Raw genomic sequence first — 23,298 nt, 5'->3', positions numbered from 1 at the left:
ATAGAATCTGTCGGTGTGATCGACAAGCCGCGCATTCCGAACGTCCTGGCCGGCCGCTACGCCTCTGCGGAGCTGGCGGTCCTGTGGTCCCCCGAGTACAAGGTGGTTCTTGAGCGTCGCTTGTGGCTCGCCGTCCTGCGGGCACAGAAGGATCTGGGCATCGAGGTTCCGGACACCGCGCTCGCCGACTACGAGCGGGTGCTGGAGAACGTGGATCTGGCGTCGATCGCCGAGCGGGAAAAGGTCACCCGTCATGACGTGAAGGCGCGCATCGAGGAGTTCAACGCGCTGGCGGGGCATGAGCAGGTGCACAAGGGGATGACGTCCCGGGATCTCACGGAAAACGTGGAGCAGCTGCAGATCCGGTTGTCCCTGGAGCTGGCCCGGGACCGCACGGTGGCGGTGCTGGCGCGGCTGGGGCAGCTGGCGGCCGGGCATGCGGAGCTGGTCCTGGCCGGGCGTTCGCACAACGTGGCCGCTCAGGCCACCACACTGGGGAAGCGTTTCGCGACCGGGGCGGACGAACTGCTGGTGGCGTTCCGCCGGCTGGAGGAGCTGCTCGCGCGCTATCCGTTGCGAGGCATCAAGGGCCCGGTCGGAACGGCACAGGACATGCTGGACCTGCTGGGCGGTGATGCGGTGAAGCTCACCGAGCTGGAGGAGCGGATCGCCGGACATCTGGGCTTCGCGCAGGCATTCACGTCAGTCGGGCAGGTGTACCCGCGTTCTCTCGACTACGACGTGGTCACGACCTTGGTGCAGTTGGCCGCTGCTCCTTCGTCGCTGGCGAAGACCATCCGGCTGATGGCCGGTCAGGAGCTCGTGACGGAAGGTTTCAAGCCCGGTCAGGTCGGTTCCTCGGCGATGCCGCACAAGATGAACACCAGGTCCTGTGAGCGGGTGAACGGGCTCGCGGTGATTCTGCGGGGGCACGCCTCGATGACCGGGGAGCTGGCCGGGGACCAGTGGAACGAGGGTGATGTGTCGTGCTCGGTGGTGCGCAGGGTCGCGCTCCCGGACGCCTTCTTCGCGTTCGACGGACTCCTGGAGACCTTCCTGACGGTGCTTGACGAGTTCGGCGCCTTTCCCGCTGTGGTGGCGCGCGAACTGGACCGCTACCTGCCCTTCCTGGCCACGACGAAGGTACTCATGGCTTCGGTGCGGGGCGGCGTGGGCCGGGAGATCGCCCACGAGGTGATCAAGGAGCACGCGGTGGCTTCGGCACTGGCCCTGCGGGAGGGGGCGGATCGCAACGAGCTGCTGGAGCGGCTGGCCGGCGACAAGCGGCTTCCGCTGGACCGGGAGCAGCTGGACGCGCTCATGGCCGACCGCCTGTCCTTCACTGGTGCGGCCGGCAGGCAGGTCTCCGCTGTGGTGTCCGCTGTCGGGGAGATCGCCGAGCGGTATCCGGAGGCAGCCGCGTACAGCCCGCGCGCCATCCTCTGACGCCTGGCCGGAAGGTCGGGGCGCAGGGGGCCGGCAGGTCCGGGGAGGAGTTACGATCCCGGCCAGAGGCTAGGCGGCCGCGGCAGGAGGGAGGCGCCGGTGGGACAGCTCACGGGGAGGGATCCCTCGCTGTTGCGCAGGATCAACTCCACCCTCGTACTCCGGGCCCTTCGCTCGGCAGAGAGCCCGCCCACGCTGTCGGTTCTCGCGGGAGCCACGGGGCTGTCCCGGCCCACGGTGGAGGGTGTGGTCGAAGGGCTGGTCGAGGCCGGGCTGGTGGTCGAGGCCGGCGCCCCCGAGCCGGGCGGGGGCCGGCTGGGGCGGCCGGCCCGGCGCTTCCGGTTCCGAGCGGAGGCCGGCTATGTGCTCGGTATCGAGGTCGGACCGCACAGGGTGACTGCCGTGGTGGCCGATCTCGTCGGCAGCGGGCTCGGCGGTGAGGAGCAGGAAGTCGCCGAAGGAGCATCGGCAGCGCAGCGGCTGGCACAGGTGCAGACGGTCGCCGGCAGGCTGCTGGGGCGGACGCAGGTGCCTTCGGGAGCGCTGCGGGCGGTGGGAGTGGGAACACCGGGGATCGTGGAGGGGAACGGGACGGTGCGGCTGTGCACCGCGTTGCCGGGGTGGACGGGGCTGCCGCTGGGTGACCGGCTCCGGGAGGCGTTCGGCTGTCCTGTTCTGGTGGAGAACGACGCGAACGCTGCCGTGCTCGCGGAGCGCTGGAAGGGAGCGGCGGCGGGCGCGGAGGATGTCGTGATGGTGCTGGCCGGGCTCAGCCCGGGTGCGGGTTCGCTGATCGGAGGGCGGCTGCACCGGGGGTACGGCGGAGCTGCGGGTGAGATCGGCGCACTGCATCTGCTGGGCAGAGAGGTCACCCCGGAGCACCTGCTGTCCACCACGGGTGAGCCGTTGCAGCCGCTGGACGAGAAGGCGGTGGCGAGGGTGTTCAGCTCGGCCCGCAGTGGTGACCGTCGGTCCGTGGCCGCGGTGGAGCGGTTCGTGCAGCGGTTGGTCCATGACGTGGCAGCCCTGGTGCTGGCGCTGGATCCGGAGTTGGTGGTCGTCGGCGGCTGGGCCGCGGGACTGGACGGTCTGCTGGAGCCGCTCCGCCGGGAGCTGCGGCTGTACTGCCTCCGGACTCCGCGGATCGCGCTCTCCGAGCTGGGCGGGGCAGCGGTGGCGACCGGCGCCCTGCGGCTGGCGCTGGATCACGTGGAGCAGCAGCTGTACACCGTGGAGGGGGCCGGGGCCGACTGACCCGCGCCGCCGTACCGCCGGGTGGGTCAGTCGGCGGGCAGGGGGACGGGCGCCTCGGTGCCGAAGGTGAGCCGGCAGGTATCGGCGCGGAAGGTGGCCACGCCGACCGCCACCGTGCGGTCGCGCGCCAGGTAGCGGGTGGTGACCACCAGTACGGGGGCGCCGGGAAGCCGGTCGAGCTGCCGGGCCACGTCGGCGCGGGCCGAGCCCAGCTCCACCGCCCGGTCCTGTCCGCCGAGTTCGGACCGCTGCAGGAGCCTCAGGAGGTGCCGCCCGCGGTCGGCCCCGTCAGCTCCCGGGTCGTGCGGCGGGTCGCCGGCCAACGATGCTGCGGGGAAGTGGAGTTGTTCGATGGCGACGGGCTGGCCGTGGGTCGTGCGGGTGCGGTGCACCACCTGGACGCGCTCATCGGGGCGGAGCTGCAGCATTCGGGCCACCTCGGGAGGGGGCGGGGCGCAGCGGCAGTCGGTGGTGATCCAGGAGTCGCCCGGCGCGCCCGGCCAGGTGTGGCGTCCGGGGCTCACGTCCACGCCGATCCGCGGGGGTGCGACCGTGGTGCCGACGCCGCGCCGGCGCTGCAGACGGCCCTCCAGCTCGAGCTGTTCGAGAGCTTGACGGAGGGTGGCACGGGCGACGCCGAATCGAGCGGCCAGGTCGCGCTCGTTCGGCAGGATCTGTCCGACTGCGAAATCGGAGTCCAGTGCTTCGGAGAGGACTGTCTTGAGATGCCGGTACTTGGGCTCCTGGACCGGGGCCGGCTGCGTGGTCGCCACTGTTGTTGCCTCCACCTGTGCCGTCTCGCCCGGCGCGGGCCGCGCAGGCATTATGAAAGAACCTTGCGTATCCGGACGATAGAGCGCTGCGGTGTCTTGGTCAAGACCAATCTCCGGTCACGCGCTGGACCTGCCGGCACCGGATGACGTTTACTCCGGGTTACCGGAGGCCGTTCAGGGGAGGCGGGGACAGGGTGCACGAGCAGGTGTCAGTGGTCACGGGCGGCGGGCGGGGGATCGGGGCGGCGGTGGCGGTGCGGCTCGCCCGGGCCGGTCATGATGTGGCGATCGGCTACGAGCGGGGGGCGGAGACTGCGGAGAAGACCGCGGAGGAGGTCCGTGCGGCCGGCCGGAGGGCCGTGGCGGTCCGGCTGGACGTCAGCGTCCCGGGCGAGGTGGAGGAGCTGTTCGAGGTCACCGCCCGGGTACTGGGGCCGGTCACGGGGCTGGTGAACAGCGCCGGGATCACTGGCCCGCTCGGCAGGTTCACCGAGACACCTGTCGAGGTGATGCGCCGGGTGATCGATGTGAATGTCATGGGGACGATGCTGTGCGCCCGTCGGGCGGCACGGGAGATGTCGACCCGGCACGGCGGCGCGGGCGGCGCCATCGTCAACATCTCCTCCGGGGCCTCCACGCTGGGCAGCCCCGGGGAGTACGTGCACTACGCGGCCTCCAAGGGTGCGGTGGACACGCTGACGATCGGGCTGGCGAAAGAGTTGGCTCCGGACGGGGTGCGGGTGAACTCCGTGCAGCCGGGCATGATCCTCACCGGCATGCATGCGGCGATGGGGGATCCGGGACGCCCCTGGCGCGACCCCGGCCGGGTTCCGATGCGAAGGCCCGGCGATCCCGAGGAGGTCGCCGGGGCCGTGGCCTGGCTGCTCTCCCCCGAGGCCTCGTACACCACGGGGGCGGTTCTGCGGGTCTCCGGCGGGCTCTGAGTACGGGAGCGCTTGGGCGACGCGGGCGTTTGATCCGGAAGATCCTTAACTTTCCGGTCACAGCTCGTTCGTGGCCGTGCAATACCGCCGGTGCAGAGTTGCTGTCATGGCTCTTCCCGAATCACGCCGCGGCATCGCGGCCTCGTGCCCGGATCCCGGCACCGGGCCTGCTCCGGGCCTGCCTCCGGGCGTGGCGGTGCGGGCGGCGGGGCCGGAGGACGTCGGTGCCGCGCGCGAGATGCACGCCCGGTGCTCGGCCGGCACCCTGGCCCAGCGCTATCACGGGCCGGTGGCGGACGCCGACAGGTACCTGCCGCATCTGCTGGACCCGAGGCACGGGCACACCCGTGCCGTGCGGACGGTCAGCGGTGATCTCGTGGCACTGGGCCACCTGCTGTGGGACGGGGACGAGACCGAGGTGGCGCTCCTGGTCGAGGACGCCTGGCAGCGCCGCGGGCTCGGTACGGCACTGCTGCGGCAGCTGACGGGCCTTGCTGCGGCGGCCGGCTGCCGCAGCGTCTATGCGCTGACGCAGTCCGTCAACACCGGCATGGTCGCTGCGCTGCGGGCGACCGGCCTGCCGCTGGAGTACGCACACTCGGCGGGCACCCTGGTGATCAGTGCCCGGCTCGCCCCACCGCCCCCGCCCGCTCCGCGGTCGCCGGCCGCGGCCCGAGGGCCGAGTCCAGGTCGTGCCACAGGTCGTCGACGTCCTCCAGGCCGACGGACATCCGGAGCAGTTTCTCGCTGATGCCGCCGGTCCGCCGGTCGTGCTCGGTGACGATGCGGTGGCTGATCGATCCCGGGTGCTGGATGAGGGTGTCGACGCTTCCCAGGCTCACTGCCGGAGTGATCAGGCGGACCCCGGCAATGACGCTGTGAGGATCGTCGCGTACCTCGAAGGCGACCATGGCACCGCCCAGCCGGGGGTAGTGGACACGGGTGATGCGCGGGTCGGCGGCCAGCCTGCGGACCAGTTCCGCGGCGGTGACCGACTGTGCGCGGATGCGTACCGGGAGGGTGGAGAGACCACGGAGCAGCAGGTAGCCGGCGAGTGGGTGCAGAACTCCCCCGGTGGCGAAGCGCACCCGGCGCAGCTCGCGGGCGAGGTCCTCTCCGCAGGCGACGACTCCGCCGAGGACGTCTCCGTGGCCGCCCAGGTACTTCGTGGCGCTGTGCAGCACGATGCCCGCACCGGATTCGGCGGGGCGCTGGAGAACGGGGGTGGCGAAGGTGTTGTCGACCAGCAGTGGCACAGCTCCGCAGGCGCGGACGACGGCCTCCAGGTCCAGTTCGGCCAGGGTCGGGTTGGCCGGTGTCTCCACCATCACCAGGCCGGTGGCGGGCCGGATGGCCTCGGTGATCGAGTCTGCGTCCGTCCAGGTGACCTCGGTGCCGAGCAGCCCGCTGGTCAGGAGATGGTCGCTGCAGCCGTAGAGCGGACGGACGGCGACGACGTGCCGCAGGCCGGAGGCGGCCTGGGTGAGGAGGACCGCGCTGAGGGCCGCCATGCCGCTGGCGAAGGATACTGCGGAGTCGGTTCCTTCCAGCCGGGCCATGGCGCGTTCGAACCGGGCGACGGTGGGGTTGTCGAGGCGGGCGTAGACCGGTGGGCCTTCCAGTTGGGCGCCGGTCGCGGCGAACTCGTCGAGCCGGGCGGCTTCGGCCCGGCTGTCGTACGACGGGTAGGTGGTGGAGAGGTCGATCGGAGTGGCGTGCAGGCCGAGGGCTGCGAGGTCCTCGCGTCCGGCGTGCACGGCGTCGGTGGCCAGCGAACGGGATGGGGTCGCGGGTGTGGTCTCCATGACCGGATTCTGAACACACAACGGGAGCCTAGGGACGCAAACCGTGTTATCTTCGACCAATGACAGCTTCTGTCGTACTTGATCCGGTTGACTTGGAGATTCTGCGGATTCTGCAGAAGGACGCCCGGATGACGAACCGTGATCTTGCCGGGTCGGTGGGGATCGCGGCTTCGACCTGCCTGGACCGGGTGGGCCGGCTGCGCCGCAGTGGTGTGATCACCGGTTATGGGCTTCGGCTGGATCCGGCAATGCTCGGGCGGTCGCTGGAGGCGCTGCTGTCGGTCCAGGTACGGCCGCACCGCAAGGAGCTGATCGGTCCGTTCGTGGAACGCGTGCGGTCGCTGCCCGAGTCCCGGGCGCTGTTTCACCTGACCGGTCCGGACGACTATCTGGTGCACGTGGCGGTTGCCGGGACCGCGGATCTGCAGCGCCTGGTGCTGGAGGAGTTCACCTCCCGCAAGGAGGTCACCCAGGTGGAGACGCGGCTCATTTTCCAGCAGTGGGACTGCGGACCGCTGCTGCCTTACCGGTCAGGAATGTGACAAAGGACAGTAGTGACGAACCCCGTCCCCGCGTATGAGGATGAGGGCATGCCTGACGACAACAATGACCTGCTGCCCAGGCAGCTTGCCGATGCTTATCTCGACGCTCTCATCGAGCTGGATCCGATCACCGGCACCTACCTCGGCGTCCCGGAGAGCTCCGGACGCCTCCCCGACTATTCGCCGGCCGGCGAGCAGGCACTGACCGACCTCGCGCGCCGGACGCTGGAACGGCTCACCGCCGCCGAGTCGCGCCCGGGTGCGGACAGCGACTCCGAGCGGCGCTGTGCGCGGCTGCTGCGGGAGCGCCTGTCCGCGGAACTGGCGGTGCGGGACAGCGGGGAACCGCTGCGCGCGGTCAGTAATCTCCACTCCCCCGTTCACTCGGTGCGCAGCATCTTCTCCCTGATGCCGACCGAGACGGAGGAGGACTGGTCGGTGGTCGCCGAGCGGCTGCGGGCCGTACCCGATGCCCTCGACGGGTACCGGCAGTCGCTCGCCGAAGGGCTGTCCCGGGATCTGCCGGCCGGTCCCCGGCAGGTCGCGACGGTGCTGGGGCAGTTGGACGAGTGGATCGGTGACGAGCCGGGCAAGAGCTGGTTCGCCGGGTACGCGGCCGACGGTCCGGCCACGCTGCGGAAGGAGCTGGACGACAGCGCCCTGGCGGCGACGAGTGCGGTCACCGCGCTGCGGAACTGGCTGCGGGACACCTACGCGCCGGGGGTGGCGGGGGCTCCGGAGATCGCCGGCCGGGAGCGGTACGCCCGCTGGGTCCGGTACTGGAACGGCACCGCTCCCGACCTGGACGAGGCCTACGCCTACGGCTGGGCGGAGTTCCACCGGCTGCACGCGGAGATGCGGGCCGAGGCGGCGAAGATCCTCCCGGGCGCCACTCCCTGGGAGGCCCTGAAGCACCTCGACACGCACGGTGAAGCGGTCGAAGGGGTGGAGGAGGTCCGGGTCTGGCTCCAGGAACTGATGGACGAGGCGATCGAGTCGCTGGACGGCACCCACTTCGAGCTGGCCGACCGGGTCAAGCGGGTGGAGTCGATGATCGCTCCGCCGGGCGGTGCCGCGGCGCCGTACTACACCGGACCTTCGATGGACTTCTCCCGTCCGGGGCGCACCTGGCTGCCGACGATGGGTGAAACCCGGTTCCCGGTCTACGACCTGGTGTCCACCTGGTACCACGAGGGGGTGCCGGGCCATCACCTGCAGCTGGCGCAGTGGGTGCATGTGGCGGACCGCCTGTCCCGGTACCAGACGACGGTCGGCATGGTGAGCGCCAATGCCGAGGGGTGGGCACTGTATGCCGAGCGGCTGATGGACGAGCTGGGATTCCTCACCGACGCGGAGCGCCGGCTCGGATATCTCGACTGCCAGATGATGCGCGCGGTGCGGGTGATCATCGATATCGGTATGCACCTGGAGCTGGAGATCCCGGCCGACTCCCCCTTCCGTCCGGGGGAGCGCTGGACACCGGAGCTGGCCCAGGAGTTCTTCGGACGGCACAACAGCCGTCCGGACGACTTCGTGGAGAGCGAGATCGTCCGGTACCTCGGTATGCCGGGTCAGGCGATCGGGTACAAGCTGGGCGAGCGGGCCTGGCTGCGGGGCCGGGAGGCCGCCCGCACGGCCCGGGGGGAGAGCTTCGACCCCAAGTCGTGGCACATGGCGGCGTTGTCGCTGGGCTCTCTCGGCCTCGACGATCTGGTGGAGGAGCTGTCCGTGCTCTGACGGCCCGAGCGAGCGCAGGCCGCGGCGGAGTGTCCTCGCCGCGGCCGGTCCGTCAATGGCCCAGCGGAGCGCTGCGGTGCCGTACACCGGACCCGGTGCGCGTCTTCACCAGCTCGAGCTGTGCGGGGATGCGGATGCGCAGGTCGGGCACATGACTGACGATCCCGACGCTGCGGTCCTGTTCCCGTAGCGAGTCCAGGACGTCCAGGACCTCGTCGAGGGACTGTTCGTCAAGGCTGCCGAAACCCTCGTCGATGAACAGGGTGTCCAGGCGCCGGCCACCGGCTTCTTCGGCGACGACGTCGGCGAGGCCGAGGGCGAGGGCGAGGGAGACGAGGAAGGACTCGCCGCCGGAGAGGGTCGCCGTGTCCCGGGTGCGGCCCGTCCAGGCGTCGATGACGTGCAGCCCCAGCCCGGAGCGGGCGCGGCCACCGGTCCGGGCGTCGGAATGGGTCAGGAGATACCGGCCGGCGGCCATCCGGCGGAGCCGGGTGCCGGCGGCGTCGGCCACCTCTTCGAGCCGGGCGGCCAGGACGTAGGTTTCCAGCCGCATGCGGTACTCGTTCTCCACGGCCGTGCCCCCGGCGAGCTGGGCCAGGTGAGCCAGGAGCCCGCTCTCCTCGCGCAACGGGGCGAGCCGGCGGGCGTCCGCCGTGGCCTGCGCGGAGAGCCGGTCCAGTTCCTCGCACCGGGTGCGGGCGGCTGTGTCGGAGGCGGCTGCGGTGCGGAGACCGTGGGTCGCCGCGTCGACGGCGGCCCGGGCCGTCTCCGGGTCTGCCCGGGGGCGGGCTGCTGCCTCCGTGGTGCGCAGATCGGTCAGGACGGTGGTGACAGCGGCTTCCTCGGCCTGCCAGGCGTCCAGGCGCTGCTGACACGCGTGCTGTTCCGCTTCACCGAGCAGGGCTTCGGCGGCGGCCTCGGGGGTGTCGAACCGGGCACGGTAGGCGGCGTCCGCCAGCCGGGCGTCGGCGGACTTGAGCCGGTCCGCCGTGTCCTGGGCGGTCCGTGCGGCAGCAGCTGCGGACACGAGCTGTTCCGATGCCCGCTCCAGCAGGGCAGCCCGTTCGGCGACGCTGCGGGCCTCTCCGCGAGCCTCGGCGATCCGGCGGGTGAGTGTGTCGAGCTCGGCGGCGAGCGCTTCGCGGCGGGAGGCGCGGGCGGCCGACTGCTGCCGTGCCGTCTGCAGGGCGCCGAGCAGTTCGGTGTGCTCCCGCTCGGCCGCGTCCTGGGCGGCCCTGGCCGCCCGGGCGCCGTCGGCGGCGGCCTGTTCGGCCGTCAGTACCTTCTCCAGCGCTGCGGTCCGGGCGGTGAGTTCGTCCGCCGCTTCCTGCCCCGCGGTGGCCAGCAGGCCCGCGTGCTCGGCCGCGAGGTCAGCGCGGTGGCGGACGTGCTGCTCGCGACGGGCGTCGGCCGCCTGGGAGGCCTGGAGCGCGGTGTCCTCGTCGACCCGGCTCACCTGGTCTGCGCGCCGGCGGGCGGGTGCGGGGTGCTCCGTTGAGCCGCAGACGGCGCACGGCTGTCCGTGGTCGAGGGTGGCCGCCAGTTCAGCGGCGTAGCCGAGAAGCCTGCGGTCCTTGAGGTCGAGCCAGTGTTCGCGGGCGGCGGCGGACTCCTCCCGTGCCGCCAGCTCCCGCTCCTCGGCAGCGCGGATGCTGGCGGCCAGCTCGTCCCGCCGGCGGGCGGCCTTCAGCCGGTGCCGGGCAGCTTCCAGGTCCGCGGCGAGCGGTCCCACGCGGGCGGCCGCCTCCGTGGCCCGGGCGGTGCGCTGCTCCAGTGCTGTCCGGGTGGTCTCCCGTTCCCCGGCACGCTGCTGCATGTCCTCGAGCAGCCCGTGCGCGCGGTCCGCTTCCCGGTCCAGCTCGTCGAGCTCACCGGCGAGCTGCCCGGCACGCTCCTCCGCCTGCCGGGCGGTACTGAGCGCTCCGAGCCGCTCCCGGGTGCGGCGTTCCCGCTCCGCGAGCCGGTCCACCGGCGCGTCGGCGAGGTCCGGCGGAAGCCGGGTGCGGGCCTGCCGCTCACTCTCCAGGGCCGCACGGTGCTCGGCCGCCGCGCTCTCCCGCAGTCCGAGGGCGGGGGCGACGGTGTCCGCCGCCCGGGCCCGTTCGAGGCGCACCCTGGCCGCCACCCGCTCCCCGCCGCGCTCGTCGAGTGCCGCTGCCCGGCGGAGCGCGTCGTCGTACCGGGCCTGGAGGCGGGCGTTCTCGGTGCTGTCGGCCAGGTCCTGCTGGGCACGCCGGTGTGCCGTCTCGGCGGTCTCCAGGGCTCCGGCCGCGATGTCCCGGTGCTCGCGGGCCTCGGAACGGGCGAGCGCCGCCCAGCGGAGGACCGCCTCGGCGAGACCGGGGTCTCCCGGGGACAGTCCGGGCAGCGGCCCGGCGGCCCGGGCGGGGTGGTGGCCGGCGGCCTGCTGGATGCGGTGAGCGAGGGAGAGCAGGCGTTCGTCGGCCTCCTGGACCCCCGCCAGGGCCGCGGCCCGGAGCCCGGCGAGGTGCTGCTCGGCAGCGGCGAAACGGCGGGTGTCGAAGAGCCGGCCGAGGAGCTTGGCACGGTCCTCTGCTCCGGCCCGCAGAAAGCGTGCGAACTCCCCCTGCGGGAGGAGCACCACCTGGCAGAACTGGTCGCGGGTCATGCCCAGCAGATCCCCCAGTTCCGCGCCGATCTCCTCGTGGGACCGGCTGAGGGCGTGCCAGGAGCCATCGCCGGGGCGGAACTCCCGCAGCGTGCAGCGGGCCTTCTCCCGGGTGTGTCCGGTGCCGCGCTTCTTGGGGCGCTGCTGCTCGGGGCTACGGGTGATCTCCAGTCGCCGGCCGCCGACGGTGAGGTCCAGTACCACCTCGGTGAGGGTGTGCGGGGCGGCGTGGTCGCTGCGCAGTGCGTGGGTGTGGCTCCGGCGGGCCCCGGGGACCGATCCGTAGAGGGCGAAGCACACGGCGTCCAGCACGGAGGTCTTGCCGGCTCCGGTGGGGCCGTGCAGGAGGAACAGTCCCGCGGCGGAGAGCCGGTCGAAGTCGATCCGCTCGGTACCGCCGAAGGGCCCGAAGGCGGTGACGGTCAGCCGGTGCAGCCTCATCGCGTGTTCTCCTCGGCTCGGGCTGCCTCCAGGGCGTCGCCGAGCACGTCACGTTCCCGTGCGTCGGGTTCCCGTCCGGAGCGGACGTGGGTGACGAAGTCCTCGGTGATCTGCTGGTCGGTGCGGCCGCGGAGCCGCTGGGCGTAGGACGGCCGCTCGCCCGGCGGTGCGCCCTGGGGGTCGAAGGCGAGGCTGAGGACGTGGGCGAAGCGGGCACTGAGGCGGGCCATCGGCTCGGCGGGGCGGGCGGAGTCGGTGAGGGTGGCCTCCACCCAGCTGTCGGTGTGCCGTGTCAGGGCGGGGTCGGCAAGCAGGTCCTCGAGCCGGCCACGGATGCGGGCCAGCGGGCGGGGTACGGGGCAGTCGAGGCGCTCGGCGTCGATCTCGCCGTGCGGGCCGAGGTCGATCAGCCACATCGACTTGCGGTGGCCGGCCTCGGAGAAGGAGTACGCGAGCGGAGAGCCGGAGTACCGCACGCGGTCGCTGATGGTCTGGCAGCCGTGCAGATGCCCCAGGGCCGCGTAGTCGACGCCGTCGAAGACGGACGCGGGGACGGAGGAGACACCGCCGACGGTGATGTCGCGTTCGCTGTCGGACTCCGCGCCTCCGGTGACGAGGGCGTGGGCGAGGACGACCGAGCGGGTGCCTTCCGGACGGCCGGCGAGGTCGGCGCGGACCTGGTCCATCGCGGCGCCCAGGACCTGCGTGTGTCCGGCCTTGCCGGCAGCGAAGTGGTCCCGCACCAGGGTGGGTTCGAGGTAGGGAAGGCCGTAGCAGGCGACCTCGCCGTGTTCGTCGCGGAGGAGCACCGGGGTGGCGCAGCCGGCCGGGTCGGTGCGCAGATGGATGCCGGCGCGTCCGATGAGCCCCGCGCCCACCCCGAGCCGGCGGCCCGAATCGTGGTTGCCGGAGATCATGACGGCAGGGGTGCCGAGGGCGGCCAGGTGGTGCAGCACCTCGTCGAAGAGCTGAACGGCGGGCAGCGGCGGCACCGCGCGGTCGTATATGTCGCCCGCCACGAGAACGGCGTCGACACGGTGGTCCCGCACCACGGAGACGAGGTGCTCGAGGAACGCCCGCTGTGCGTCCAGCAGGCCGACCCGGTGGAAGCTGCGCCCCAGGTGCCAGTCGGAGGTGTGCAGAAGCCTCAAAGCGCCGCTCCGACCTGCATGTTTCCCCTCACTCCGGCCACCGGGCGGGCACCGTTCCGGCACCGGCACCGGCGTCATCATAGGTGTGCAGCCGGCCGGGAAATGCTCGGCCCCCGCTGCCGGGCGCCGGCACCCGGCAGCGGGGGTGGGGGCAGGAGCAGGAGGCGGGTCACCGTGTTCCGGTACCCCCGCCCGGCGAGCGGGGCGCTGCGGGGCGGCTGTACGTGTCGCCGCCCAGCTCCAGGCGGGCGGAGCCGGCCGTGGTGTCTGCCAGCCAGTCCCGGAAGGCTCCGAGGCCGGAGGCGGGTATCCCGATCTCGATGGTGACCTCGCTGCCGTAGGTGACGTGGCGCACGTTGCGGCCGGTGCTCCGCAGCCCGTTCTCCAGCCTGCCGGCCTGCTGGTGGCCGACTGTCACGGTGGCGAGCAACAGCCGCTGCCGGGTCACGGTGCCCAGGGTGTCCAGGGCCTCGCCGACAGCACCGCCGTAGGCCCGGATCAGACCGCCCGCGCCGAGCTTGGTGCCGCCGAAGTACCGGGCGACGACCGCCACCGCCTGGCGCACCCCGCGGCGGTTGAGCATCTGCAGCATGGGGGCGCCTGCCGTGCCTCCGGGCTCCCCGTCGTCGTCGCATTTCTGGATACCGGCGTCGGCGCCGATGACATACGCGTAGCAGTGGTGGGTGGCGGCCGGGTGCCGTCCGCGGGCGCGGCGAACGAAGGACCGGGCCTCCTCCTCGGTGGCGGCGGGGGCCAGCAGGCAGACGAACCGGGATCGGCTGACTTCCGTTTCGTGCGCGCCTTCGCCGGCCACCGTCACATACTGATCCCGCATGCGGTCAGGTTACGGGGTGCGCCGAGCCGGGTCCCGGCCCGTGGGGGCCCGGCCGGGCCGCGAGGGGGGAATGCCTCCGCGGAGCCGGTGGTTGGGGCAGGCATGCATGCTGATGACGAGACGGTACGGCGGATTCTCACCACCGGTGACACCTGGGCAGTGGTCGGACTGTCGGCGAACCGCCGGCGGGCGGCGTACGGAGTGGCCGAGGTGCTGCAGCGGCACGGCAAGCGCGTCGTGCCGGTGCACCCGCGGGCGGAGGAGGTGCACGGTGAGCCGGGGTACGCCACGCTGGCGGAAATACCCTTCCGGGTCGATGTGGTGGACGTGTTCGTCAAGAGTGACCTGGCCGGTGCGGTGGCGGACGAGGCGGCTGCGACGGGGGCCCGGGCGGTGTGGTTCCAGCTCGGGGTGATCGACGAGGCCGCGTGCGCGCGGACCAGGGCAGCCGGACTGGACATGGTCATGGACCGCTGCCCGGCCATCGAGTACGGCCGGCCGGAGTTCGGCGACCTGCGGGGCTGACGGGAGGCGGTGCCGGGCTCCGCTGCTGAGCGGGGCCCGGCACCGCGGCGCTCAGGGAGCGGCGGGGGGAACCGAGACCGCCATCATCATCTCGACGGGTTCGGAACCGTCGTTGCGGTAGCCGTGCGGCGTGTGGGAGGCGAAGGAGGCGGCCGTCCCTGCCGGGACCCGGTGGTCCGTGCCGTTCACGGCAAGGGTGAGCACCCCCCGTGACACATGCACCAGCTCGGTCGTACCTGCGGGATGCGGGTCGGAACTGCTGGCCTCTCCCGGCATGATCCGCCAGTGCCAGAGCTCCAGGGGGCCGGGCGCTTCGGTGCCGGCGAGCAGAATGCTGTGGCTCCCCGCTTCGGTGGACCACAGCCGCACGGCCTGCTCGGCGGAGACCAGACGCACCGTCGGCCCCTGCGCGTCGTCGAGCAGGGTGGTGACGCTGACACCGAGGGCGTCACCGAGCTTCACGACGGTCCCGACGCTCGGGTTGGTGCGGGCCTGCTCGATCTGGATGACCATGCCCCGGCTGACTCCGGCGCGGGCAGCGAGAGCGTCGAGCGTGAAGCCTCGTTCGGTGCGCAGCCGTTTGAGGTTGCGGCCGAGCGCGTGCGTGAGCTGGTCGAGATCCGTCACCGGCATCCTCCGACGAAGGTGAAATATATTGCATTGCTGAGTGCAGCGTATTGCGCTACGGTGCGGTGGACTTCTTCGTTCACCACACCGTACTGCGAGGTACCGGATGATCGCCCTGGCCCTGGCCACCAGCTTCCTGTGGGGGCTGGCCGACTTCGGCGGAGGGATGCTGTCCCGGCGCATTCCCGCGCTGACGGTGGTGGTGGTCTCACAGGTGCTGGCGGCCGTGGCGCTGGGTGCCGTGGTGCTGACGACCGGCGCCTGGAGCGCGGGCAGCGACAGGCTCTGGTTCGCCGCAGCGGCGGGGCTGATCGGCCCGGTGGCGATGATCTGCTTCTACCGCGCGCTCGCGCTGGGACCGATGGGCGTGGTGTCCCCGCTGGCGGCGACGGCGGTGGCGGTCCCGGTCGGGGTCGCCCTGCTGCTCGGCGAGCGGCCGGGTGCACTGCAGTACGCCGGAATCCTGGTCGCGGTGGCGGGCATCGTGATGGCGGGCGGACCTCAGTTGCGCGGCGCCCCCGTGCAACAGCAGGCCGTGGTGCTGACCGTCATCGCCGCCGTCGGATTCGGCATGGTGATGGTGCTGATCGCCGAGGCGGCCACCACCGTCCAGGGCCTGCTGCTCGCGCTGTTCGTCCAGCGGCTGTGCAACGCGGCGGTGGGCGGAGCCGCACTGGGCGTCGCCCTGCGGCGCGGTCTGCCGGTACTGCCCGACGGCGGCCTGCGTGCCCTGCTTCCCGCGCTGCCCGCCCTGTCCTTCGTCGGGCTGGCGGACGTGGCCGCGAACGGCACCTACGCGCTCGCCGCCGGGATCGGCCCGGTCACCGTGGCCGCGGTGCTGGCCTCGCTCAACCCGGTGATCACCGCGCTCGCCGCCCGCGGCATGCTTCAGGAGCGGCTGCTCGTGGTGCAAGCGGCCGGGGCAGGGCTGGCCATGGCCGGCACCCTGCTCCTGGCGTCAGGCTGACCGCCGCGGCCGGCCGCGGCGGCTCACATCCGCCGGACGGCGAAGAGCAGCAGCGCGAAGCCGTTGATCGCGATCGCCACTGCCAGCAGCACGCGCAGCACGCGCGGACTTGTCCAGGAATCCCTGCGGGACGGTTGGGGCACGGACCACACCTCCGGGCGTCGGACGGGCCGGCGGTCGGCCGCCGGCCGGTCACTCCAGTGTGCCGGTCCTTCCGTTCCCGCCCTGACGCTGCCTGCCGACGATGCGCGCCGCCGCACGCAACTGCTCCGCGGTGACGTCCGGGGGCGGCGGCGCGGGCGGCGGAGTACGCATCGGGGGCTGCCAGCCCTGCTCACTGTCCCAGCGGCGGACGACCCGCGCGGGAGCTCCGGCGACGACCGCGTGGTCGGGGACCTCCCCGCGCACCACGGCCCCCGCTGCCACCACGGTGTTGCGGCCGAGCCGGGAACCGGGCAGCACCACCGCCCCCGTTCCGATCCAGCTGCCGGGGCCGATCTCCACGGGGGCGGCCCGTGGCCACTGCCTGCCGACCGGCTGCTGCGGGTCGTCGTAGGAGTGGTTGGTGGAGGTCACATAGCAGTAGGGGCCGAAGAAGACGTCCCCTCCCACCGTGATCGGCGCGTCGGCGACAAGGTGACTGCCCCGGCCGAGGACGACTCCGTCGCCCAGCCGCAGCACCGCACCGGTACCGAGATCGAGGCCCGGCAGCATTCCCACGGTCAGGGTCACATCCCGGCCGATGACACAGTGGTCACCCAGCTCCATGCACTGGGTTCCGAAGAGCGTTCCCTGCGGGAAGGCCAGCCTGGTACCGGTGCCGATCCGGCGGAAGGAGTACGGACCGGGACGGTCGGCGGTGAGGGCGCCCGCCCGCTGCGCCCAGCCCCAGACGCGGTGGACCGCGCCGGACGCGAGCCGTTCGGCCGCGTGCCGGAACCTCATCCGTGTCCCTTCACGATGGCTGCCCTTCTCCTCAGTCGGAGACCGCGACCGGCTCCGCGACGGGCCGGTTTCCGGCCTCCTCAGGAGCCAGGTGCAGGCGCTTCTTCACCCGTCGCTTGATGACAAGGAAGGAAACCAGTCCGCAGAGTGCGGCGAGCAGGAGCCCGATCCACGAGAAACGGTGGAGCCAGGACTGTGCGACGAGACCGAGGTAGTAGACCACAGCCGTGGTGCCGCCTGCCCAGAGAATGCCCCCGGGCACATCGGCGAGGAGAAATTTCGGATAGGGCATGCGCAGCACGCCCGCCAACGGGCCGGCGAAGATCCGCAGCAGTGCCACGAACCGCCCGAAGAACACGGCCCAGGCTCCCCAGCGCTGGAAGGAGCTCTCCGCCAGGATGACGTTCCCGGGCGAGAAATGCCGGGGGAATCTTCGGCCCAGCCGGACGAAGAGCGGTCGCCCGCCCTTGCGCCCTATGAGATAGCCGAGCGAGTCCCCGACGCAGGCACCCACCGTGGCGCAGATACCGACCCACAGAGGGTCCACATGCCCCTGGGAGGCCAGCAGCGCCGCACTGACCAGAATGATTTCCCCGGGAAGCGGAATCCCCAGCATCTCGATGAGGATCACCGAGGTCACGAGTATGTAGACCGTGAGCGGCGGAATCGTCGCAAGCCAGGCGTGTACGTCCATTGCCCGCCGGTCCTCCCCGTGAACATGCCGCCTGCCGGCGCGCACCTGTGCGGTACACGCAGGAAGCCTAACCGATCAGGCGGAGTACTCCGGCAGTTCCCCGGGGCCGCCGGGGCGAGGGGCACGGCTTCGGGGAAGCCGGCGAATGCGGGGTCTGCCCCGGCGACGCGGGACCCGAGGAAGCTGCACAGCCGCGGCTCGTGGTCAGCCGAGGGAGAATGCCCCTGCGGGCGGCGGCGGGGAGGGCTGCGCCGTCCGGTCCGTCACCGGCCGGGCTCCGGCAATGAAGCGGTGCAGCGCGGTGCCGTGCACCGTGCGCGCCGGGAAGGCGTCGGCCGCGCACCGGCGGGTGATATCCGTCATGGGCAGCGGCGCCCGTGAGGCCACCAGCACCGCGTTGCCGAAGCGGCGGCCCCGCAGCATGCCCGGCTCCGCGACCAGGCACAGCTCGTCGAAGACGGCGGCCAGAGTGGCGAGCTGGGAACGGAGGAAAGCGAACGGCGCCGAGTCCGCGACATTGGCGAGATGGATCCCTTCCGGGCGAAGAGCCCGGGCTGCGGCGTGGACGCAGCTCAGCGTGGTCAGGTGGGCAGGGGTCCGGGACCCCTGGAAGACATCGGCGACCGTCACGTCGGCTCCGGCCGGCTCCGCGGCCTCCAGGGCCGCGCGGGCATCGGTCACCGTCACCGCGATCCGGGAACCGGGGGGCAAGGGAAGCTCCCGGGCCACCAGGGCGGCCAGCCGCCGGTCGGCCTCGACGGCCACCTGCCGGGACCCGGGACGGGTCGCGGCGAGGTAGCGGGGAACGGTGAGGGCTCCCCCGCCGAGGTGCAGGGCCTCCAGCGGCCGGCCGGGCACCGCGGTCGTGTCCAGCACGTGACCGATCCGGCGTACGTACTCGAACTCCAGGTGGCAGGGGTCCTCGAGGTCGACGTACGACTGCGGTGCACCGTCCACCGTGAGCAGCCAGGCACGCTCCCGGTCGAGGTCGGGCATCAGCCGTGCGGTGCCGTGGTCCACAGCGGCGGTCACGGGTATCGGCTCGTCCACACCCCCATTGTGGCCCCGGGCGCACCCGGGGACCGCCCCCCGGGTGCGATTCCCGGCGGGCAGCCACCTCGAGGCCACCGGAGCGGCCGGCGGCAGCCCTGCCCCGTATCCAGAACCGTCACCTTCGTCGGTTACTCTCCCGGAGTGTCCGCACCCTCTGCTGCCCTTGACCGGCAGGCCGCCGGAGCCGCCCGCGCACGGAGCCGCCCATGGCTCCGGCTCGCGCTGCTCCTGATGCTGCTGGCCGCCGCCGGGGCGGCTGTGCTGGCGTACCAGCCACACCAGCTGCTCACGGGCGGGAGTCCCGCCCTTCCGGAGGGGCACGGCGCGCTGCTGCTGTACGCAGGGATCTACGGAGTGAGTGCCGCGGCGTTCGTGCCGCGGCCGGTGATGAATCTTGCTGCCGGTGCCCTCTTCGGCTCCGCCGCCGGCGTCGTGGGGGCGCTGGCCGGGACGGTACTGGGTGCCGCCCTGGCCTTCGGCATCGGGCGGCTGCTCGGCCGGGACGCGCTGCGCCCGCTGCTGCGCGGCCGGCTCCTGACCGCCGGTGACCGGCAGCTCAGCGAGCACGGTTTCCGTTCGATGCTGGTGCTGCGGCTGCTGCCGGTACTGCCGTTCGCGGCCACGAACTACGCTGCGGCGATGTCACGCATGTCCTGGAAGGTCTTCCTCGGGGGCACAGCGCTGGGCAGCGTACCCAGCACCATGGCGTACGTGGTTGCCGGGAGCAGGGCCACCACCCCGACCTCCCCGGTATTCCTTGTCACGGCGCTTGTCATCGTGGCCGGCGGCGTGGCGGCGGTGGTCCTGGCGCGCCGACGCGCCGGCACCGCCGCACCCGCCACCGGGCCCGGCTCCACGCCCGCGCTTTCCGGGGCCTGACATCCGACCGGCCTCCCGCCACTGAATCCGCAGAGGGACGAGCACCACGCATGTCTTGGTTCGAATCGTTGATATTCGGGATCGTCCAAGGGCTGACCGAGTTCCTGCCGATCTCCTCGAGCGCGCACCTGCGGCTCACGGCTGTGGTGGCCGGCTGGGAGGATCCGGGGGCCGCCTTCACCGCGGTGTCCCAGATCGGCACCGAGCTGGCCATCCTGATCTACTTCCGGAAGGACATCTGGCGGATCGCCTCCGCCTGGACCCGGTCGCTGACCAACCGGGAACTGCGCGGAGACCTCGACGCCCGGATGGGCTGGCTGGTGATCATCGGCTCGATTCCGATCGGTGTGCTGGGCATTCTGCTGAAGGATTCCATCGAGGGGTCGTTCCGGGATCTGCGGCTCATCGCGGTCAGTTTCATCGTGCTGGGCATAGCGCTGGGTGTGGCCGACCGGATAGCCGAGCGGGCGGAGAACGGCGGGCGGCACCGGGCCGCCAAGCCGCGCAAGACCCTCGAGGAATTGAACCTGCGCGACGGGATCCTGTTCGGCCTGTGGCAGGCGCTGGCGCTCATCCCGGGCATGTCGCGGTCGGGTTCGACCATGACGGGCGGGCTCTTTCTCGGCTACCGCCGCGAGGCGGCCGCACGGTACTCGTTCCTGCTCGCCATTCCCGCGGTGCTCGGCTCCGGAGTCTTCGAGCTGAGCGCGATCGGGGAGGACGCCGGGCACGTCTCCTGGGGGCCGACGATCCTGGCCACCGTCGTGTCGTTCTTCGTCGGCTACGCCGTCATCGCCTGGTTCATGCGGTTCATCAGCACCCGCAGCTTCATGCCCTTCGTCTGGTACCGGATCGCTGTGGGCGTCGTCCTGCTGATGCTGATCTACGCCGGCCTCCTGGAGCCCATGGCCGGCGCCGGGTTGGCGGAGTGAGGCTCAGGACTGCCGCATCACGGAGGTGACAATCCGCTCGCACAGCTCATGAGTGCGCAGCGCGTCCTCGGCGGTCTGCGGCCTGCCCGCACGGACCGCGTCCAGGAATGCCGTGACGGCCTGCTCGATCCCCCGCTGCCGGGCCACGGGGACCCAGTCCCCCCGTCGGCGGACGCTGGGCTGCCCCTTGTGGTCGATGACCTCGGCGAGGTTGCGGACCTCCCGCTTGGAATCCTGACCGGAGACTTCCAGGATTTCCTCGGCGGACCCGGACAGCCGGTTCATGGCACCGATGGCGGTGAATCCGTCACCGGCGAGCTGGAGGACGACATGGTGCAGCAGCCCCGCTTCCGCCCTGGCATGCACGTCGATCCGGTCGACCGGCCCCGGGACAAGGAACCGCAGCGTGTCGACAACGTGGATGAAGTCGTCGTAGACCATGCGGCGGGCATCCTCCGGCAGGCCGACCCGGTGCTTCTGCATCAGGATCAGCTCGCGTGGGTGCTCCAGGCACTGGGCGTAACCGGGGGCGAACCGGCGGTTGAACCCGACCGCCAGGCCGACACCCCGCCCGGCGGCGAGGTCCGTGATGCGCCGGGCGTCGGCCAGGTGATAGGAAATCGGCTTGTCGACGTAGGTGGGGATGCCGGCTTCCAGGAGCCGGGTGACGATGCCTGGGTGGTCAGCGGTCGGGGCATGAACGAAGGCGGCGTCGAGCCCGGCGCCGACGAGATCCTCGAGGCCGGCATGGCGCTGGGCCGCCGGGATCCGGTAACTGTCCGCAACCCGGTCCAGGGTCTCGCGGCTGCGCGTGTGCAGGTGCGGCTCCAGCCCCGCCAAGGTGGTGAGCACGGGCAGATATGCCTTCCGGGCGATGTCGCCCAGCCCGATCACGCCGACCTTCACAGGGCCTCCCTCACTCGTCCGGGCGCTGCTCCCCCGGTGTGCACCCGGAGCATACGCAAAGCCGTCCGGCGACGTGACAGCTCCCCTGCACGGATACTCACCCCGCGGTGCCGCCCGGAGTGCCGGGACCGCCTGCCAGCCGGGCGTCGAGCCGTTCGATGGCGGCCCGGACCCCCGCTCCGCAGGCGTCCCGCCCCAGCGCCTCCACGGCCCGCCGCGCCCGGCCGAGCTCCCGACGGGCCGCCTCCGCGTCGCCGAGCTTCAGCCGGTCGGCGGCAATGCTGAGATACAGCGCCGGGTAGAACGCCCGCACCGCGGGCCGGTACCCGCCGGACGGTACCCGTTCCCCGGTCAGGGCGTCAGCCTCGGCCAGTGCCCTCAGATCCCAGCGCAGCTCGTCGTCGGGATCGTCCTGGGTGTCCGCGAGGTAGTGGGCGATGGTGCAGCGATGGAAACCGTCCCCGCTCTTGCCCGCCTCCTCCCACAGCTGTGCCAGCCGGTTGCGGGCCTCTTCCCGGTCCCCCGCCCGGTGCAGCATGACGGCCTGGCCGATCCTGACGGTGAGCCCGCCCGCCGCCGTGTCCTGCTGCTCCGTCACTGCGGCCTCCGTGCGGTGTCGTGGCGGTCCTCACGTTGCGTACCGGGGTACTGCACCGACGGTATCCGCCCCGCACCGCGTTCGGCCGGAGGCACTCGGACGTCAGCCGAGATCGGGTACGCACCAGTCGACCGGGGCGTGCCCCTGGGCCGCCACGGCCTCGTTGATCCGGCTGAACGGGCGGGAGCCCAGGAATTTGCGGGCCGACAGCGGAGAGGGATGAGCGCCCTCCACCACGGTGTGCCGTCCGGTGTCGATGAGGGGCAGCTTCTTCCTGGCGTAGTTCCCCCACAGCACGAAGACAGCGGGATCGGGCCGGGAGGCCACCGCGCGGATCACCGCGTCGGTGAAGTTCTCCCAGCCCTTCGCCTTGTGGGAATTGGCCTCACCGGCCCGCACGGTCAGCACCGCGTTGAGCAGCAGGACGCCCTGCTCGGCCCACGGCATCAGGTAGCCGTTGTCCGGGACCGGGCATCCGAGGTCGTCGTGGAGCTCGCGGAAAATGTTCCGCAGGGAGGGCGGAGTTTTCACCCCCGGGCGCACCGAGAAGCACAGTCCGTGCCCCTGCCCCTGGCCGTGGTAAGGGTCCTGGCCGAGCACCAGGACCTTCACCCGCTCGTAGGGCGTGGCGTCCAGCGCGGCGAAGACTTCTTCGCGGGGCGGGTACACCGGGCCGCGGGCCCGCTCCTCCTCGACGAACTCGGTGAGCAGCTTGAAGTAGGGCTTCTCCAGCTCCTCACCGAGGACGTCCTGCCAGGAGTCGGGCAGCATACCGGTCACGTCGTCAACCTCCGGGGTGGTGTTCCGCGTTGCTCCGCAGAACGTACCGGGTGCCTCCGACAGTTCAGGACACGCCGGCCTTGAGGAAGATACCGCCGTCCACCACGAGTGTCTGGCCGGTGATCCAGGCGGATGCCTCGGAGGTGAGGAACGCGGCAGCACCTCCGATGTCCTCCGGCACGCCCAGGCGCCCCAGCGGGTAGCTCCGGGCGGCTTCCTCCTCACGCCCCTCGTAGAGCGCGGCGGCGAACTTCGTCTTGACGACCGCGGGGGCAATGGCGTTCACCCGCACTCCCGGCGCCATCTCGTGAGCCAGCTGCAGGGTGAGGTTGACCATCGCGGCCTTGCTGATGCCGTAGGCCCCGACGAACGGCGAGGCCGACAGCCCGGCGACCGACGCGACGTTGACGATGGTCCCGCCGTTGTCCTGCTGCCATGCCGCCCAGGTGAGCTGGGCGAATCCGAGCGCCGAGATCACGTTGGTCTCGAACACCTTGCGCGCGACGCTGAGGTCGAGGTCGGCGATCGGGCCGAAGACCGGGTTGGTGCCGGCGTTGTTGACCAGGTGGTCGACCCTGCCGTAAGCCGCCATGACCCGCTCCACGGCTTCCGCCTGGTGCGCCTCGTCGTGGGCCTTGCCCGGGACCGCCATGGCCCGGTCGGCGCCCAGCAGGCCGACCGCCTCCTTCAGTGAGTCCTCGTTGCGCCCGGTGATGCACACCCGGTCACCCCGGGCGACCAGTGCCTGCGCTATACCGAAGCCGATGCCCCGGCTCCCACCGGTGACCAGCGCGACCTTGCCGCTGTCGGCGGGAGTTACGTGTTCCGTCATATC

General features: G+C 72.0%; 22 protein-coding genes and 1 pseudogene. 10 read left to right on the top strand and 13 right to left on the bottom strand.

Going from position 1 to position 23,298, the window contains the following annotated elements:
• Positions 1-15: 15 nt before the first annotated feature.
• A complete protein-coding gene (gene purB / locus PJ985_RS17800) occupies positions 16-1,446 on the top strand; it encodes an adenylosuccinate lyase (protein WP_271684791.1) in 1,431 nt (476 codons plus the stop codon).
• Between the two features lie 99 nt (positions 1,447-1,545).
• Complete coding sequence (locus PJ985_RS17795; protein WP_271684790.1) at positions 1,546-2,700, top strand: ROK family transcriptional regulator; 1,155 nt, start codon at positions 1,546-1,548, stop codon at positions 2,698-2,700.
• A gap of 26 nt (positions 2,701-2,726) precedes the next feature.
• Here PJ985_RS17795 and PJ985_RS17790 read toward each other — a convergent pair whose 3' ends face one another.
• Positions 2,727-3,473 carry a GntR family transcriptional regulator gene (locus PJ985_RS17790; protein ID WP_271684830.1) on the bottom strand — a complete coding sequence of 249 codons (747 nt, stop codon included), beginning with the start codon at positions 3,471-3,473 and terminating at the stop codon, positions 2,727-2,729.
• A 194-nt stretch (positions 3,474-3,667) separates the two neighbouring features.
• On the opposite strand from PJ985_RS17790, the gene PJ985_RS17785 reads away from it, so the two are divergent.
• Together PJ985_RS17785 and PJ985_RS17780 are read left to right on the top strand one after the other, a co-directional pair.
• Entirely contained in the window at positions 3,668-4,417 is a 750-nt protein-coding gene (locus tag PJ985_RS17785) for an SDR family oxidoreductase (protein ID WP_271684789.1), read from the top strand.
• A 178-nt stretch (positions 4,418-4,595) separates the two neighbouring features.
• A pseudogene (locus tag PJ985_RS17780) lies at positions 4,596-5,096 on the top strand (GNAT family N-acetyltransferase); the annotation flags it as partial.
• Here the strand turns inward: PJ985_RS17780 and PJ985_RS17775 are convergent.
• Entirely contained in the window at positions 5,035-6,222 is a 1,188-nt protein-coding gene (locus PJ985_RS17775) for a trans-sulfuration enzyme family protein (protein WP_271684788.1), read from the bottom strand. The pseudogene PJ985_RS17780 and the gene PJ985_RS17775 overlap by 62 nt on opposite strands.
• Before the next feature lie 59 nt (positions 6,223-6,281).
• On the opposite strand from PJ985_RS17775, the gene PJ985_RS17770 reads away from it, so the two are divergent.
• Together PJ985_RS17770 and PJ985_RS17765 are read left to right on the top strand one after the other, a co-directional pair.
• Positions 6,282-6,764 (top strand): Lrp/AsnC family transcriptional regulator, encoded by a 483-nt coding sequence (locus tag PJ985_RS17770; protein WP_271684787.1) that lies wholly within the window; start codon positions 6,282-6,284, stop codon positions 6,762-6,764.
• 48 nt (positions 6,765-6,812) lie between these two features.
• On the top strand, positions 6,813-8,501 hold the full coding sequence (locus PJ985_RS17765; protein ID WP_271684786.1) for a DUF885 domain-containing protein: 1,689 nt from the start codon (positions 6,813-6,815) through the stop codon (positions 8,499-8,501).
• Between the two features lie 52 nt (positions 8,502-8,553).
• Here the strand turns inward: PJ985_RS17765 and PJ985_RS17760 are convergent, their stop codons facing one another.
• The 3 genes from PJ985_RS17760 to PJ985_RS17750 all read right to left on the bottom strand — a co-directional run bounded on the left by PJ985_RS17760 (position 8,554) and on the right by PJ985_RS17750 (position 13,557).
• Complete coding sequence (locus tag PJ985_RS17760; RefSeq protein WP_271684785.1) at positions 8,554-11,571, bottom strand: AAA family ATPase; 3,018 nt, start codon at positions 11,569-11,571, stop codon at positions 8,554-8,556.
• Entirely contained in the window at positions 11,568-12,722 is a 1,155-nt protein-coding gene (locus tag PJ985_RS17755) for an exonuclease SbcCD subunit D (RefSeq protein ID WP_271684784.1), read from the bottom strand. The genes PJ985_RS17760 and PJ985_RS17755 overlap by 4 nt, the downstream gene beginning before the upstream one ends.
• Before the next feature lie 169 nt (positions 12,723-12,891).
• Positions 12,892-13,557 (bottom strand): YigZ family protein, encoded by a 666-nt coding sequence (locus PJ985_RS17750; protein ID WP_271684783.1) that lies wholly within the window; start codon positions 13,555-13,557, stop codon positions 12,892-12,894.
• Between the two features lie 102 nt (positions 13,558-13,659).
• On the opposite strand from PJ985_RS17750, the gene PJ985_RS17745 reads away from it, so the two are divergent.
• Positions 13,660-14,082: a CoA-binding protein gene (locus tag PJ985_RS17745; RefSeq protein WP_271684782.1), complete on the top strand. Its 423-nt coding sequence runs from the start codon at positions 13,660-13,662 to the stop codon at positions 14,080-14,082.
• A gap of 51 nt (positions 14,083-14,133) precedes the next feature.
• Here PJ985_RS17745 and PJ985_RS17740 read toward each other — a convergent pair whose 3' ends face one another.
• Positions 14,134-14,709: a helix-turn-helix domain-containing protein gene (locus tag PJ985_RS17740; RefSeq protein ID WP_271684781.1), complete on the bottom strand. Its 576-nt coding sequence runs from the start codon at positions 14,707-14,709 to the stop codon at positions 14,134-14,136.
• 106 nt (positions 14,710-14,815) lie between these two features.
• On the opposite strand from PJ985_RS17740, the gene PJ985_RS17735 reads away from it, so the two are divergent.
• On the top strand, positions 14,816-15,676 hold the full coding sequence (locus PJ985_RS17735; RefSeq protein WP_271684780.1) for a DMT family transporter: 861 nt from the start codon (positions 14,816-14,818) through the stop codon (positions 15,674-15,676).
• Positions 15,677-15,868: 192 nt separating this feature from the next.
• Here the strand turns inward: PJ985_RS17735 and PJ985_RS17730 are convergent, their stop codons facing one another.
• The 3 genes from PJ985_RS17730 to PJ985_RS17720 all read right to left on the bottom strand — a co-directional run bounded on the left by PJ985_RS17730 (position 15,869) and on the right by PJ985_RS17720 (position 18,365).
• A complete protein-coding gene (locus PJ985_RS17730) occupies positions 15,869-16,621 on the bottom strand; it encodes an acyltransferase (RefSeq protein WP_271684779.1) in 753 nt (250 codons plus the stop codon).
• A 31-nt stretch (positions 16,622-16,652) separates the two neighbouring features.
• Complete coding sequence (locus PJ985_RS17725) at positions 16,653-17,315, bottom strand: DedA family protein (protein WP_271684778.1); 663 nt, start codon at positions 17,313-17,315, stop codon at positions 16,653-16,655.
• A 204-nt stretch (positions 17,316-17,519) separates the two neighbouring features.
• Positions 17,520-18,365, bottom strand: coding sequence for a spermidine synthase (locus PJ985_RS17720; protein ID WP_271684777.1), 846 nt, complete (start codon positions 18,363-18,365; stop codon positions 17,520-17,522).
• A gap of 144 nt (positions 18,366-18,509) precedes the next feature.
• Between PJ985_RS17720 and PJ985_RS17715 the strand changes: the two genes are divergently transcribed.
• Positions 18,510-19,247: a TVP38/TMEM64 family protein gene (locus tag PJ985_RS17715; RefSeq protein ID WP_271684776.1), complete on the top strand. Its 738-nt coding sequence runs from the start codon at positions 18,510-18,512 to the stop codon at positions 19,245-19,247.
• A 50-nt stretch (positions 19,248-19,297) separates the two neighbouring features.
• Positions 19,298-20,179 carry an undecaprenyl-diphosphate phosphatase gene (locus PJ985_RS17710; protein WP_271684775.1) on the top strand — a complete coding sequence of 294 codons (882 nt, stop codon included), beginning with the start codon at positions 19,298-19,300 and terminating at the stop codon, positions 20,177-20,179.
• 3 nt (positions 20,180-20,182) lie between these two features.
• On the opposite strand, the gene PJ985_RS17705 is transcribed toward PJ985_RS17710, so the two are convergent.
• From PJ985_RS17705 to PJ985_RS17690, 4 genes are all read right to left on the bottom strand, one after another.
• Positions 20,183-21,085: a Gfo/Idh/MocA family protein gene (locus PJ985_RS17705; RefSeq protein ID WP_271684774.1), complete on the bottom strand. Its 903-nt coding sequence runs from the start codon at positions 21,083-21,085 to the stop codon at positions 20,183-20,185.
• A 97-nt stretch (positions 21,086-21,182) separates the two neighbouring features.
• Positions 21,183-21,683: a hypothetical protein gene (locus tag PJ985_RS17700; RefSeq protein ID WP_271684773.1), complete on the bottom strand. Its 501-nt coding sequence runs from the start codon at positions 21,681-21,683 to the stop codon at positions 21,183-21,185.
• Positions 21,684-21,785: 102 nt separating this feature from the next.
• Positions 21,786-22,454, bottom strand: coding sequence for a uracil-DNA glycosylase (locus tag PJ985_RS17695; RefSeq protein WP_271684829.1), 669 nt, complete (start codon positions 22,452-22,454; stop codon positions 21,786-21,788).
• 73 nt (positions 22,455-22,527) lie between these two features.
• The gene (locus tag PJ985_RS17690) at positions 22,528-23,295 is read right to left on the bottom strand and encodes an SDR family oxidoreductase (RefSeq protein WP_271684772.1); all 768 of its coding nucleotides are present in this window, start codon (positions 23,293-23,295) and stop codon (positions 22,528-22,530) included.
• Between the last annotated feature and the right edge of the window lie 3 nt (positions 23,296-23,298).

The organism is Streptomyces sp. ACA25 (assembly GCF_028200735.1).
In the GTDB taxonomy this organism is placed as follows: Bacteria; Actinomycetota; Actinomycetes; order Streptomycetales; family Streptomycetaceae; genus Streptomyces.
The sequence above is the reverse complement of the archived record's forward strand: the minus strand, read 5'-3'. Positions and strand labels throughout refer to the sequence as shown.

Bases quoted from the DNA above. Each gene is read 5' to 3' on its own strand.
- PJ985_RS17775 (WP_271684788.1), bottom strand. From the start codon at position 6,222: ATGGAGACCACACCCGCGACCCCATCCCGTTCGCTGGCCACCGACGCC.
- PJ985_RS17770 (WP_271684787.1), top strand. From the start codon at position 6,282: ATGACAGCTTCTGTCGTACTTGATCCGGTTGACTTGGAGATTCTGCGG.
- PJ985_RS17765 (WP_271684786.1), top strand. From the start codon at position 6,813: ATGCCTGACGACAACAATGACCTGCTGCCCAGGCAGCTTGCCGATGCT.
- PJ985_RS17760 (WP_271684785.1), bottom strand. From the start codon at position 11,571: ATGAGGCTGCACCGGCTGACCGTCACCGCCTTCGGGCCCTTCGGCGGT.
- PJ985_RS17750 (WP_271684783.1), bottom strand. From the start codon at position 13,557: ATGCGGGATCAGTATGTGACGGTGGCCGGCGAAGGCGCGCACGAAACG.
- PJ985_RS17745 (WP_271684782.1), top strand. From the start codon at position 13,660: ATGCATGCTGATGACGAGACGGTACGGCGGATTCTCACCACCGGTGAC.
- PJ985_RS17735 (WP_271684780.1), top strand. From the start codon at position 14,816: ATGATCGCCCTGGCCCTGGCCACCAGCTTCCTGTGGGGGCTGGCCGAC.
- PJ985_RS17730 (WP_271684779.1), bottom strand. From the start codon at position 16,621: ATGAGGTTCCGGCACGCGGCCGAACGGCTCGCGTCCGGCGCGGTCCAC.
- PJ985_RS17725 (WP_271684778.1), bottom strand. From the start codon at position 17,315: ATGGACGTACACGCCTGGCTTGCGACGATTCCGCCGCTCACGGTCTAC.
- PJ985_RS17710 (WP_271684775.1), top strand. From the start codon at position 19,298: ATGTCTTGGTTCGAATCGTTGATATTCGGGATCGTCCAAGGGCTGACC.
- PJ985_RS17695 (WP_271684829.1), bottom strand. From the start codon at position 22,454: ATGCTGCCCGACTCCTGGCAGGACGTCCTCGGTGAGGAGCTGGAGAAG.
- PJ985_RS17690 (WP_271684772.1), bottom strand. From the start codon at position 23,295: ATGACGGAACACGTAACTCCCGCCGACAGCGGCAAGGTCGCGCTGGTC.